General features: G+C 74.3%; 10 protein-coding genes and 2 riboswitches. Of the genes, 6 read left to right on the top strand and 4 right to left on the bottom strand.

Annotated elements, in window-relative coordinates:
- The first annotated feature begins 1 nt into the window (after position 1).
- The 3 genes from HFP48_RS20960 (at position 2) to HFP48_RS20970 (ending at position 2,648) form a co-directional block, all read left to right on the top strand.
- On the top strand, positions 2-526 hold the full coding sequence (locus tag HFP48_RS20960; protein WP_029545392.1) for a hypothetical protein: 525 nt from the start codon (positions 2-4) through the stop codon (positions 524-526).
- Between the two features lie 132 nt (positions 527-658).
- Positions 659-2,101: a PepSY-associated TM helix domain-containing protein gene (locus HFP48_RS20965; RefSeq protein WP_168579957.1), complete on the top strand. Its 1,443-nt coding sequence runs from the start codon at positions 659-661 to the stop codon at positions 2,099-2,101.
- Positions 2,102-2,135: 34 nt separating this feature from the next.
- On the top strand, positions 2,136-2,648 hold the full coding sequence (locus HFP48_RS20970; protein ID WP_168579958.1) for a hypothetical protein: 513 nt from the start codon (positions 2,136-2,138) through the stop codon (positions 2,646-2,648).
- Positions 2,649-2,780: 132 nt separating this feature from the next.
- Here the strand turns inward: HFP48_RS20970 and cobF are convergent, their stop codons facing one another.
- Positions 2,781-3,554, bottom strand: a complete 774-nt coding sequence (cobF, locus tag HFP48_RS20975) for a precorrin-6A synthase (deacetylating) (RefSeq protein ID WP_006945429.1) — start codon at positions 3,552-3,554, stop codon at positions 2,781-2,783.
- Positions 3,551-7,159, bottom strand: a complete 3,609-nt coding sequence (gene cobN / locus HFP48_RS20980; RefSeq protein WP_168579959.1) for a cobaltochelatase subunit CobN — start codon at positions 7,157-7,159, stop codon at positions 3,551-3,553. The genes cobF and cobN overlap by 4 nt, the downstream gene beginning before the upstream one ends.
- 72 nt (positions 7,160-7,231) lie before the next feature.
- A riboswitch (cobalamin riboswitch) is annotated at positions 7,232-7,426 on the bottom strand.
- 37 nt (positions 7,427-7,463) lie between these two features.
- On the opposite strand from cobN, the gene HFP48_RS20985 reads away from it, so the two are divergent.
- The 3 genes from HFP48_RS20985 to HFP48_RS20995 are packed head-to-tail and all read left to right on the top strand — an operon-like array spanning position 7,464 to position 10,695.
- A complete protein-coding gene (locus tag HFP48_RS20985; protein ID WP_168579960.1) occupies positions 7,464-8,522 on the top strand; it encodes a cobalamin biosynthesis protein CobG in 1,059 nt (352 codons plus the stop codon).
- On the top strand, positions 8,519-9,169 hold the full coding sequence (locus tag HFP48_RS20990) for a precorrin-8X methylmutase (RefSeq protein WP_168579961.1): 651 nt from the start codon (positions 8,519-8,521) through the stop codon (positions 9,167-9,169). Before HFP48_RS20985 ends, HFP48_RS20990 begins: the two co-directional genes overlap by 4 nt.
- Entirely contained in the window at positions 9,166-10,695 is a 1,530-nt protein-coding gene (locus HFP48_RS20995; protein WP_168579962.1) for a precorrin-2 C(20)-methyltransferase, read from the top strand. The genes HFP48_RS20990 and HFP48_RS20995 overlap by 4 nt, the downstream gene beginning before the upstream one ends.
- 54 nt (positions 10,696-10,749) lie before the next feature.
- Here HFP48_RS20995 and HFP48_RS21000 read toward each other — a convergent pair whose 3' ends face one another.
- On the bottom strand, positions 10,750-11,514 hold the full coding sequence (locus HFP48_RS21000) for an SAM-dependent methyltransferase (protein WP_006945407.1): 765 nt from the start codon (positions 11,512-11,514) through the stop codon (positions 10,750-10,752).
- On the bottom strand, positions 11,511-12,713 hold the full coding sequence (gene cbiE, locus HFP48_RS21005) for a precorrin-6y C5,15-methyltransferase (decarboxylating) subunit CbiE (protein WP_168579963.1): 1,203 nt from the start codon (positions 12,711-12,713) through the stop codon (positions 11,511-11,513). The genes HFP48_RS21000 and cbiE overlap by 4 nt, the downstream gene beginning before the upstream one ends.
- A gap of 34 nt (positions 12,714-12,747) precedes the next feature.
- A riboswitch (cobalamin riboswitch) is annotated at positions 12,748-12,945 on the top strand.
- Positions 12,946-12,957 lie beyond the last annotated feature (12 nt).

The raw sequence follows: 12,957 nt of genomic DNA on the forward strand, positions 1-12,957 counted from the left end.
CGTGAATCCACGCCCGCAGACGTCCGCGCCGATGCGTGGCGCGTTCGTGGGTTCGACCTCCGCCGCGGTGTCCGTCGCGGCCCACGGCCTGGCGGGCGGCGAAATTCCGTCCCAGTCGTCGGTGGTGCTGCTGATCGCCGCCTGCGCCGCGTTCGGCGCCGCAGTGTCCGCCATCCGGCCGTCCCGGCTGCTGCCCGCCCTGGTGCTCACCCTGGGGGCGGGACAGATCGTCGGTCACACCGTCCTCACCCTCACCGCCGAGCACGCCCACGGCCCCGGGCTCTCGCCCGCGATGCTCGGCGCCCACGCCGCGGCCCTCGTCGTCTCCGCCGCCCTGATCCGGGCGGCCGAGCAGGGCTGTGCCGCGGCGCTCGGCGTGTTGCGGCGCATCGTCGCCGCGGTGCTCACCCCGCCCCCGGCGCATGCGCCGCTGTGGGTGGCCACGCCGTCGCACCGGGCACGTCTCGTGCTGCGGGTGCTCGTTTCCGCGCAGGCCGGCACCCGGGGTCCGCCCCGCACCGCCTGACCCGATCCCGTTCCGCCGTGGCCCGTACGCCGCGGCGGCCTTCCCCGTGTGCCGACGCCCGGCGCGGTGCGCCGCCCCTCGATACGGCGCTGCGCGCTGCCGTCGCCACCGACGATCGAAACGAGCATTCGCATGTCCACGACCGACCTCGGGACGGATCGTCCCGTCCCACCCCGTTCCCGCCCGGACCGTTCCGCGGCGCCCGCGCTGCACCCGCTGATGCTGCGGCTGCACTTCTACGCCGGCATCCTCGTCGCCCCGTTCATCCTGATCGCCGCGGTCAGCGGCGGCCTCTACGCCCTGGCCCCGACGATCGAGCAGCTCGTCTACCGCGACCAGCTGCACACCGACGCCACCGGTCCGGCCGTGCCGGTGGCGGAGCAGATCCGGGTGGCCGCCGGGCAGCGCCCCGATCTCACCGTCACCGCGGTGCGGCCGGCCGCGGCCCCCGGCGAGACCACCCGGGTCCTGTTCGCCGACCCGAGCCTCGGCGAGTCGCAGCGGCGCGCCGTCTTCGTCGACCCGGTCACCGCGCGGCCGCTCGGTGAGCTGACCGTCTACGGCAGCAGCAGCGCGCTGCCGGTCCGGACCTGGATCTCGCAGCTGCACCGGCACCTGCATCTCGGCGAGCCCGGCCGCCTCTACAGCGAGCTGGCCGCGTCCTGGATGTGGGTGATCGCGCTCGGCGGCGTGTACCTGTGGGTGCGCCGCTACCGCACGGTGCGTGCCCGCCACGCCCAGGCACGCCTGCTCACCGTCGACCGCACCGCCACCGGCCGGTCCCGCACCCTCGGCTGGCACGGCGTGGTGGGCGTGTGGATCGCGGTGGGCCTGGTGTTCCTGTCCGCGACCGGCCTGACCTGGTCCCGGTTCGCCGGCGACAACATCGCCGAGCTGCGGGCCGCGCTGCACTGGAAGACGCCGACCGTCGACGCGACCCTGACCGGGGGCGGCGCCGCGGCCGCGACGGGCCACGAGGGGCACGGCGGCCACGCCGGGCACGCCGCCGACCCGGGACTGCTCGACGCGAACATCGCCCGGATCGACTCGGTGCTGGACACGGCCGCCGCCGCGGGACTGACCGGGGTCGTCGAGGCCTCGATCCCGGCGCGCCCCGGCACCGCGTTCACCGTCGCCGAAACCCGCCAGCCCTGGGTGTACGGCATCGACTCGGTCGCCGTCGACGGCGCGACCGGCGAGGTCGTCGACGTGTCGCGGTTCGCGGACTGGCCGCTCGCCGCGCAGCTGACGTGGTGGTCGATCACTCTCCACATGGGCATCATGTTCGGGCTCGTCACGCAGGTCGCCCTGGCGCTGCTGGCGGTGGCGTTGATCACGGTCGTGCTGCGCGGCTACGTGATGTGGTGGCGGCGACGGCCCACGCGAGGGTCGGCGTGGGCCGTCGGCCGGGCCCCGGCACGCGGCGCGCTGCGCCGCATCGGCGCAGGTCCGGCGGTCGCGATCGGTGTCGCGGCCGCGGTCGTGGGCTGGTTCGCCCCGGTGCTCGGGCTGAGCCTGCTGGCGTTCCTCGTCGTCGACACCGCCGTCGGGTGGCGCATGCGGGGGCGCGCATAATGGTCCCTCGTGTGCCGATCGACGAGGAGTGCCGGTGAGCGACGATCTGTCCGCGTACCGTAAGGAGTTCGCCCGCATCGAACGAAAGGTCGCCGGCGAGTTCGACGCCGGCCGGCGGCACCGTGTCCTCGTCGCCTGCATCGTCGCGGTGGTGCTGGGTCTGCTTCTGCCGCAGTCGGATACGGAATGGTCGTGGACGGTGCTCGGCACGTGGTTCGGGCACGACGCCACGACGACGGTGCCGATGCGGATCTTCGTGAGCCTCGCCCTGGTGTTCGGCGTGGTGTCGTCCACCGCGGCGCTGTGCATGCACCGCTGGCGGCTCGCGTCGGCGTCGATGCTCGGCTCCGGACTGGCGTCCCTGTTCGGGCTGCTCGGCTACTGGTCGCAGAACGGCATGCCGGTCGAGACCCCGCACGCCCCCGGCGCCGGGATGGTGCTGTCCTGGCTCGGCATGGTGGCGCTGACCTCGCAGTGGCTGCCCGTTGTGCTCAGCCGCTCCCCCACGGACCGGCACCCGCATCCGGTGACCACGCCCGTGCTCTGACGGGGCATCCGCGCGCCGTTCCTCGGCGCGCGGATGTCCCGTGTGCACGGATCCACTGCGCGCCGGGGGGACGCGGCGTACATTTCCCCGGCGAATCGGCCGCACCGGGTCGGCGCATTCCTCGGCGTGCGGTCAGGAGACGACGCCGTCGCCGTCCGCGCGACGTAGCAGGTAGGTGTCCATCACCCAGCCGCGCGCGGCCTTCGCGCGGGCGCGGGCCCGCTCGATGTCCGGCAGCACCTCCCGCAGCGGGCCGGCGACGAGTTCCTCGTCGGACGTGCCGAGGTCGGCGCCCCACCAGATGCGCCAATCACCTTCGAGCCGGGCGCATTCCAGCGCACCGTCGAGCATGACGACGAGGTTGTCACCGCCGGCCGCCACCTCCTGCGCGAGCCGGCGGCCCGTGGTGACGACGATCGGGCCGCCGATCCGGTTGAGCACCAGCCGGTGCCGCGCCGCGAGCAGCGACACGCTGCTCACCCCGGGGATCACGTCGTAGTCGACGTCGAGCACGCCCCGGTCACGGATGCGCTCGACGACGCGAATCGTGCTGTCGTACAGGCTCGGATCGCCCCACACGAGGAATCCGGCGGTCTCGTGCTCGGCGACCTGCTCGCGCAGCACCGTCTCGTATGCGGCGGCCCGGGCGGCGTGCCAGTCCCGCACCTCGGTGCCGTAGGCGGACGGGGCGCGGTCCCGCGGCGGGTCCGGCACCGGGATCGTCCGGTAGTCGCCGGCGATGTGGCGACGGCAGATCTCCTCCCGCACGGCGACGAGGTCGTCGACGCCGCGCTGCTTGTCGGCGACGAGGAAGACGTCGACGTCGTTCAGCGCCCGGACCGCGGCCACGGTGAGGTCGTCGGGCCCGCCCGGCCCGATCCCGATCAGCCGCAGCCGCCTCCTCACGCGCGGTCCTCGAGGTCGCCCTCCACGTCGAGGTAGGCCTGCTGCAGTTCCGCGAGCGTCGCCGGATCCGGTTCGGCCCACAGGCCGCGGTCGGCGGCCTCGGTGAGCCGTTCGACGATGCCGCGCAGCGCCCACGGGTTGGCCTCGCGCAGGAACCGCTGGTTCTCGGAGTCGAGGGCGTAGGTGCGGGCGAGGGTTTCGTACATCCAGTCGGCGACGACCCCGGCGGTGGCGTCGTAGCCGAACAGGTAGTCGACGGTGGCGGCGAGCTCGAACGCGCCCTTGTAGCCGTGCCGGCGCATCGCCGCGAGCCAGCGCGGGTTGACGACCCGGGCCCGGAACACACGGGCGGTCTCCTCCGCCAGCGAGCGGGTGCGGACCTGGTCGGGGGTGGTCGAGTCGCCGATGTAGGCCTTCGGATCCGCACCGGTGAGCGCCCGGACGGTGGCGACCATGCCGCCGTGGTACTGGAAGTAGTCGTCCGAGTCGGCGATGTCGTGCTCGCGGGTGTCGGTGTTCTTCGCCGCCACCGCGATCCGCCGGTAGTTGGCGCGCATGTCGTCCGCGGCCGGGACGCCGTGCAGGTGCCGCCCGTACGCGAAGCCGCCCCACGCGGTGTACACCTCGGCGAGATCGGCGTCGCTGCGCCAGTTTCCGGAGTCGATGAGCGGCAGGATGCCGGCGCCGTAGGAGCCGGGCCTGGACCCGAAGATGCGGCGCACCGCGCGCTCGGGGTCGCCGTGCTCGGCCTCGTCGCGGCGGGCGTGCGCGCGCACGTAGTTCAGCTCGTCGGGTTCGTCGAGGGCCGCGACGGTGCGGATCGCGTCGTCGAGCATCGCGACGACGTGCGGGAAGGCGTCGCGGAAGAACCCGGAGATGCGGACGGTGACGTCGATGCGCGGCCGGCCGAGCTCGTCGAGCGGGATCACGGTCAGCTCGCGCACCCGCCGGGACTCGGCGTCCCATTCCGGGCGCATGCCGATCAGGGCGAGGACCTCGGCGATGTCGTCGCCGGAGGTGCGCATCGCGGAGGTCCCCCACACCGACAGGCCGACCGAGGGCGGATAGCCGCCGGTGTCGGCGCGGTACCGGTCGAGCAGGTTGTTCGCGAGCGCCACGCCCGTGTCGTAGGCGAGCCGGCTCGGCACCGCCTTCGGGTCGACGGTGTAGAAGTTGCGGCCGGTGGGCAGCACGTTGACCAGGCCGCGCAGCGGCGATCCGGACGGGCCGGCGGGCACGTAGCCGCCGTCGAGGGCGTGCAGCACCGCGTCGAGCTCGTCGGTGGTGCGTGCCAGGCGCGGCACGACCTGCTCGGCGGCGAAGGCAAGCACCCGCTCGACCTCCGGGTCCGCCCCGCCCAGCACGGACTGCACGACCGTGGCGGCGCTGCCGGCCTGCCAGCCGGCGTCCTCCATGCCCTGCACCAGTGCCCGGGCCTGCGCCTCGACCGCGTCGGTCTCGGTGAGCGGCGCGTCCGGCTTCAGGCCGAGGGCGGTGCGCAGACCGGGCACGGCGTGGGCCCGCCCGCCCCACACCTGGGCGGCCCGCAGCACCGACAGCACCAGGTTCACGCGGGCCTCGCCGACGGGTGCCGTGCCGAGCACGTGCAGGCCGTCGCGGATCTGCGCGTCCTTCACCTCGCACAGCCAGCCGTCGACGTGCAGCAGGAAGTCGTCGAACTCGGCGTCGTGCGGGCGGTCCTCGAGCCCGAGGTCGTGGTCGAGCTTGGCGGCCTGGATCAGCGTCCAGATCTGGGCGCGGATCGCCGGCAGCTTGGCCGGGTCCATCGCCGCGATGTTCGAGTACTCGTCGAGCAACTGCTCGAGACGGGCGATGTCGCCGTACGACTCGGCGCGCGCCATCGGCGGGATGAGGTGGTCGACGATGGTGGCGTGGGCGCGGCGCTTCGCCTGGGCCCCCTCCCCCGGGTCGTTGACCAGGAACGGATAGATCAGCGGGAGATTGCCGATGGCGGCGTCGGTCGCGCAGGCCGCGGACAGGCCGGCGTTCTTGCCGGGCAGCCACTCCATCGAGCCGTGCTTGCCGAGGTGGACGACGGCGTCGGCGCCGAAGCCGTTCTCCACCCACCGGTACGCGGCGAGGTAGTGGTGCGACGGCGCCATGTCCGGATCGTGGTAGATCGCCACGGGGTTCTCCCCGAACCCCCGGGGCGGCTGGATCATCAGCACCACGTTGCCGGCCTGCAGGGTGGCCAGGACGATCTCGCCCTCGGGAGCGGACTGCCGGTCCACGAACAGCTCGCCGGGGGCCGCGCCCCACGCCTCGGTCATCGCGTCGGTCAGTTCCGCGGGCAGGTCCGCCGTCCACTCGCGGTACTGCGCCGCGCTCACGCGGACCGGGTTGCCCGCCATCTGCTCGGCGCTGAGCCATTCCTCGTCCTGCCCGCCCGCGGCGATCAGGGCATGGATCAGCGCGTTGCCCGCCTCGGCGTCGTCCACGGTGTCGAGGCCCGGGAAGCCGTCGCCGAGGTCGTAGCCGCGCTCCCGCAGCGCGCGCAGCAGCCGGATCGCGGACACCGGGGTGTCCAGGCCGACGGCGTTGCCGACCCGGGAGTGCTTCGTCGGATACGCCGAGAGCATGATCGCCAGGCGCCGCCGCGCGGGCGGGATGCGCCGCAGGCGGGCGTGCGCGACGGCGATGCCGGCGACGCGGCGGCAGCGTTCGGGGTCGGTGACGTAGCGCGGCAGGCCGTCGGCGCCGAATTCCTTGAACGAGAACGGCACGGTGATGATGCGGCCGTCGAACTCGGGGACGGCGATCTGCGTCGCGGAATCGAGCGGGGAGACACCCTCGTCGGAGTCGGCCCACGCGTCGCGTCCCCAGGTCAGGCACAGCGCCTGCAGGATCGGGACATCCAGGGCGGCGAGCGCTTCGACGTCCCAGGCATCGTCGTCGCCGCCGGCGGAGACGGTGGCGGGGCGGGTGCCGCCGGCGGCGAGGACCGTGACGATCAGGGCGTCGAGGGTGCCGAGCTCGGCCAGCAGGTCCGCGGGGGCACCGCGCAGCGTGGAACAGAAGATCGGCACGGCCACGGCGCGGCCGGTGGCGTCGACCGCCTGCGCGAGATCGCGGACGAAACGGGTGTTTCCGCTGGTCTCGTGGGCGCGGTAGTAGAGGATGCCCACCCGCGGCAGGCCGGGATCGGTCGCGGCGGGCGCGTGGCTGCCCCACGCGGGCAGCGCGGCCGGCGGCTCGAAGCCCTCGCCGGTGAGCAGGACGGTGTCGGACAGGAAGGCATGCAGCTGGGCGAGGTTCGCGGGCCCGCCCTGCGCGAGGTAGGCGTGCGCCTCGGTGGCGATGCCGACGGGGACCGTCGAGTGGCTCATCAGCTCGGCGTCGGGCAGCTGCTCGCCGCCGAGCACGACGACGGGTGCGCCGTGCGCCAGGACCGCGTCGATACCGTTCTGCCAGGACCGGACGGAGCCCAGGATGCGGACGATCACCAGGTCGGCGCCGTCGAGGAGGCGGGGAAGCTCGGTCCCGACGTCGAGGCGCGACGGGTTGCCCAGCGCGTACTCGGCGTCCGAGCTCAGCGCCGACAGCAGGTCGGTGTCCGACGTGGACAGCAGCGCGAGCCGCGTCACGACCGGGCCCCGCGCAGTTCCCGATCGCCCCTGCGCAGCACGAAATCAGCCATGTTCAGTCTCCAAACCCTCGTGGACTTCCCGCGCCGTGGCCGGTCTCCTGGCTGACGGATCATCGCTGCCGCGCCGACCTTCCCGGACTTCCGTCCAGTGGTCTCCGGACCGGCGGACCGGTCCGGACGAGGGCGAGCACCTACCCGCTCACAGTGGCGAGGGCCGCGCCGGTCTCACACCGGCTTCCCGAGCACCACGGCAGGTGGAGCGTAACGCACCGCTTCCTCGTCGTGTGCAACCATGTGCCCCCATGGTCGACCTTCCCCCGGACCGGTGCCCCGGTCTGCTGCGCCCCCACCTCGCCGCCGACGGCGCGCTGGTGCGGCTGCGCGCGCCCGGCGGCAGGCTCCCGGACGGTGGACTGCGGGCGCTGTCGGCGTCGTCGACCGCCTTCGCGGACGGCGATATCCACCTCACCTCGCGCGGAAACCTGCAGGTCAGGGGCGTTACGGTGGACGAGTGCGGCGGTGTGCCGGCCGGCCTCGTCGACGCGGTGGCGGCGGCCGGGTTCCTGCCGGCACCGTCGCACGAACGGGTCCGCAACGTCGTCGCGTCGCCGCTGTCCGGGATCGTCGGAGGACGCGCCGACCTCCGTCCGCTCATCGGCGCGCTCGACACCGCCCTGTGCGCCGAACTCGTACTCGCGCAGCTGCCGGGCCGGTTCCTGTTCGGCCTCGACGACGGTCGCGGCGACGTCGCGGCCCTGCGCTGCGACCTCGCCGCGGTGGCCGCCGACTCGGGGCTGTTCGAGATCGCGATCGGGAGGCTCTCCGGGCCGGTGGTCCCGGCCGACCGGGTCGTCGACACGCTGATCGACCTGGCGCGGCGGTTCGCGGCGGTGCGCGGCACCCGCTGGCACGTGCACCAGCTGCCCGAGGCGGGGGCCGAGCTCGGGGGCGGCGCGCCGCTGCCGCCGGCCGCCCGGTACACGATGCCGTACGGCCCCCTGCCGGGAGCGGTCTCGGCGCTGGTCCCGCTGGGCATCCTCTCGCCGGCGATGGTGGCGGCGCTGCCCGAGTCGGAGGTGATCGTCACGCCGTGGCGCGGCCTCGTCCTCGCCGGCGAACCCGATCCGCAGCCGCTGCGCGACGCCGGGTTCGTGCTCGACGGTGCGTCGCCGTGGACCCGCACCACCGCGTGCGCCGGCGCGCCGGGGTGTAGCCTCGCCGAGGGCGACACCCGTTCCGCGGCCCGGCGTGCCGTCGCCGGCGCGCCCCCGGCCGGGCACCTCCACGTCGTGGGATGCGAACGATCCTGTGGCGCCCCGAATTTCCCACATACCCTCCTGTTCGCGAGGACCCGCCCATGACGCCCACTCCCCCACCCCGGCGCTACGACTACGTCACCGACGGCGCCGACATCTACGTCCGGTCGTTCGCGACGATCCGTGCCGAGACGGACCTGTCCGCGATCCCTGCCGACGCCGAGAAGGTGGCGGTGCGGATGGTGCACGCGTGCGGCCAGACCAACCTGACCCGCGACCTCGCGATCCATCCGGCCCTGGTGTCGGCGGCGCGCGGGGCGCTGCGGGCGGGCGCGCCGATCCTCACCGACGCCCACATGGTCGCGTCCGGGGTGACGCGCACGCGGCTACCCGCGGACAACGAGGTGCTGTGCCTTCTGCGCGACCCGCGGGTGCCGGACCTCGCGGCGGCGTGGGGCACCACCCGCTCGGCCGCGGCGGTCTCGCTGTGGGAGGACCGGCTCGACGGCGCGGTCGTCGCGATCGGCAACGCCCCCACCGCGCTGTTCCACCTGCTCGAGCTGATCGACGCCGGCGGCCCCCGGCCCGCCGCGATCGTCGGGGTGCCGGTCGGGTTCATCGGCGCCGCCGAGTCCAAGGAGGCGCTCGTCACGCATCCGCTGCAGCTCCCCTACCTGGTGGTGCGGGGGCGCCGCGGGGGTTCGGCGATGGCGTCGTCCGCGATCAATGCCCTGGCCCAGGAGGCGGAGTGAACGACACCGGACGGTTCTACGGCGTGGGGCTCGGCCCCGGCGATCCCGAGCTGATCACCCGCAAGGCGGCTCGGCTGATCGAGCAGGCCGACGTGATCGCCTACCACTCGGGCACCCACGGCCGCTCCATCGCGAGGGGCATTGCGGCCGAGCTGATCCGGGAGGGGGTGATCGAGGAGGCGTTGATCTACCCGGTCACCACCGGCACCACCGACCATCCCGGCGGCTACGACGGCGCCATCGCCGACTTCTACGACGAGTGCGCGGCGCGCCTGGCCGCCCACCTCGACGCCGGCCGCACCGTCGTCGTGCTGTGCGAGGGCGATCCGCTGTTCTACGGCTCCTACATGTATCTGCACGACCGGCTCGCGGATCGCTATGCGACCGAGGTGGTTCCGGGCGTGACGTCGGTGTCCGCGGCCGCCGCGGCCGCGGCGGAACCGCTGGTGCGGCGCACCGACGTGCTCACGGTGCTGCCCGGCACGCTGCCCGAGCCGGAGCTGGCCCGCCGTCTCGCCGACACGGACGGCGCCGCGATCATGAAGCTGGGCCGTACCTTCCCCGCGGTCCGCAGCGCGCTCGCCCAGGCGGGCCGGCTCGACGACGCGGTGTACGTCGAGCGCGCGTCGATGGGCGGGCAGCGCATCGTCCCCGTCGCCGAGGTCGACGCCGACGCGGTGCCGTACTTCTCGGTGATCCTCACCCCCGGCGACCGGGCGCCGCGCAACCGGAATATCACCGACCGGTCCCGGCCCGTCGTCGCCGATGCTCCCGAGGCGGTCGCTGCCCGGGAGCTCCTCGTCGTCGGTCTCGGCCCCGCGGATGAGAAGTGGCTCACCCCCGAGGCCGCCGCCGCGCTGGCATCCGCCGACCACATCGTCGGCTACGGGCCCTACGTCGACCGCGTGCCGGTCCGCCCGGGCCAGCGGCGGCACGCGAGCGGGAACACCGTCGAGGTGGACCGGGCCCGGTTCGCGCTCGAGCTGGCGCTGTCCGGGGAACGGGTGGCCGTCGTCTCGGGCGGCGACGCCGGGGTGTTCGGGATGGCGTCGGCCGTGTTCGAGGCCGCGCAGGATCCGCGGTTCGCCGAGCTGCCGGTGCGCGTGCTACCCGGGGTGTCGGCGATCCAGGCGGTGGCCGCGCGGGCGGGCGCCCCGATCGGCGGGGACTTCGCCGTGATGAGCCTGTCCGACCGGCTCAAGCCGTGGGAGGTGATCGAGCGGCGGCTCGCGGCCGTCGCGCAGGCGGACCTGGTGCTGGGTCTGTACAACCCGGCGTCGCGGTCGCGGACCACGCAGGTCGCGCAGGCCCAGGCCGTGCTGCTGCGGCACCGGCCGGCCGACACCGTCGTCGTGGTCGGCCGCGACGCCGGCCGCCCCGGCGAGTCGCTCGAGGTGACCACGCTCGAGAAGCTCGACCCGGCCACGATCGACATGAAGTGCCTGCTCATCGTGGGATCGTCCGGGACCACGGTCACCGACGCCGGCGCGGTGTGGACGGCGCGGTCGGTGCGCTCCGACTCCTGACATCCGTGCGGTACACCGGAATCCGCGCCCACCGCGGCGGGCGCGGATTCCGGGTCAGCGCGTGAATTCCGTGCGATCCCGCGCCGGGTCGTAGAGATGCGAGCACGCGACGTCCGGCTGTGCCCGCACGCCCAGGGCCCGGCCGACGACGATCACCGCGGTGTGCTTCAGTCCCGCCGCCTCGGCCCGGTCGGCGATGTCGGCGAGGGTGCCGCGCAGCACCAGCTCGTTCGGGCGGGACGCGAACGCCACCACCGCGGCCGGGCAGTCGGCGCCGTACTCGCCGCTCAGTTCCTCGGCGAGGGCGCGGATGCGGGTGATCGCCAGGTGCAGCACCAGGCTGGCGCGCAGTCCCGCGACGCGCGCCAGGGACTCGGTGTCGGGCATCGCCGTGGATCGCGCCCGGGTACGGGTGAGGACCACGGTCTGCACCAGTTCGGGCACGGTCAGCTCCGCGCCGAGGGTCGCGGCGGCGGCCGCGTAGGCCGGCACGCCGGGGGTCACGTCCCAGGGCACCCCGGCCGCGTCGAGCCGGCGCGTCTGCTCGGTCAGGGCCGAATACAGCGACGGGTCACCGGAACACAACCGGACGACGTCGAGGCCGCGCCGGTGCGCGTCCACCAGGTGCGCGGTGATCTCGTCGAGGTCCAGGTGCTGGGTGTCGACGAGTTCCGTGTCGGGCCGGCAGTGCGCGAGCACCTCGGCGTCGAGGTAGGTGCCGGCATAGAGCACCACCGGTGCCTCGCTCAGCAGCCGCGCCGCCCGCAGCGTCAGCAGGTCGGCCGCACCCGGCCCGGATCCCACGAAGTGCACTGTCATTTCTCGCCTTTCGTCACCTGCCACTGCACCACCGGGCGCAGCGCCTGCCAGCCGCTGAACCCGCCGAGGGGTGCGGCCTGCTCCACGGTCAGCCGGGTCAGCTCCCCGCCGTGGGTCTTCCACCACTGCACCAGCGTCGCCTCGGTCTCGAGCGTCACCGCGTGCGCGACCAGCCGCCCTCCCGGACGCAGTTCCTCCCAGCACTTTTCGAGCACACCGGGAATCGATCCGCCGCCGCCGACGAAGACGGCGTCGGGGGTGTCGAGGCCGTCGAGCGCCGCCGGGGCGGGGCCGCGCACCACCGCGACCGACGGGACGCCGAGCCGCGCGGCGTTGCGCACGATCCGCTCCGCACGCCCCTCGTCGCGCTCGATCGCGACGGCGCGGCAGCGCGGATCGGTGCGCGCCCATTCGATCCCCACCGAACCGGCGCCGGCGCCGACGTCCCACAGCAACTGCCCCGGCCGGGGCGCGAGCGCGCACACCGCGGCGAGCCGGATCGGGCGCTTGGAGATCTGCCCGTCGTGCTCGAACGCGTCGTCGGGCAGGCCCGGCGCGGTGGAATAGCCCTCCGCGCCCCGGCATTCGACGCAGACCACGTTGAGGGCGGGGGCGTCGCCGGACCACTCGTCGGCGGTGGCGCTGCGGCGGGCCTCGGCGGGGGCTCCGAGGTCGGAGAGCACCGTCAGCACACTCGCCCCGAAGCCGTCGCGGCGCAGCAGGTCCGCGACCTGCGCGGGCGTGCCGCCGTCGGAGGAGAGCACGATCAGCCGCCGGCCCCGCCCGAATGCGCGGCGGACGGCGTGCACGTCGCGGCCCACCAGCGTCACCACGTCCACCGACTCGGCGCTCCACCCCATCCGCGCGCGGGCCAGGGCCACCGACGACACCGCGGGCAGCACCGTCACCGCGGCAGCGCCGAGGTGGGCGATCAGCGTGGAGCCGATGCCGGAGACGAGGGGGTCGCCCGAGGCGACCGCGACGATCCGCCGGTCACGATGGCGCTCGAGCAGCGCGCCGAGCCCGTCGCGCAGCGGGGAGGGCCACGGCTCCCGGACGGCGCCGGTCTCGGGCAGCAGCGCCAGGTGACGGCGCCCGCCCAGCAGGACCTGCGCGCCGAGCACCGCGTCGCGAGCGGGCGGCGGCAGGCCGTCCCAGCCGTCGGCGCCCATGCCGACGACGGTGATCTGTGAACCCATGGCGTCGAACCCTAGCCGGTGCGGTTAGACTCGGCGGCGGCAAGACAATCGAGGTGCCCCTCACGGGGATAATCGGGAAGCCGGTGCGAATCCGGCACAGGCCCGCTGCGGTGACCCGGGAGTCGTCGATCACGCGCAACACGCGCAGCCACTGGACCGGCCGGTCCGGGAAGGCGATCGCACGGCGTTCGACCGGGAAGTCCGAATACCGGCCTCGATTTCAGCTGCCGAGAAGACATCCCAG

The organism is Rhodococcus sp. DMU1 (assembly GCF_012272955.1).
GTDB lineage: Bacteria > Actinomycetota > Actinomycetes > Mycobacteriales > Mycobacteriaceae > Rhodococcus > Rhodococcus aetherivorans.

Coding starts and splice junctions, on each gene's coding strand:
- HFP48_RS20965 (WP_168579957.1), top strand. CDS start 659: ATGTCCACGACCGACCTCGGGACGGATCGTCCCGTCCCACCCCGTTCC.
- HFP48_RS20985 (WP_168579960.1), top strand. CDS start 7,464: ATGGTCGACCTTCCCCCGGACCGGTGCCCCGGTCTGCTGCGCCCCCAC.
- HFP48_RS20990 (WP_168579961.1), top strand. CDS start 8,519: ATGACGCCCACTCCCCCACCCCGGCGCTACGACTACGTCACCGACGGC.
- HFP48_RS21000 (WP_006945407.1), bottom strand. CDS start 11,514: ATGACAGTGCACTTCGTGGGATCCGGGCCGGGTGCGGCCGACCTGCTG.
- cbiE (WP_168579963.1), bottom strand. CDS start 12,713: ATGGGTTCACAGATCACCGTCGTCGGCATGGGCGCCGACGGCTGGGAC.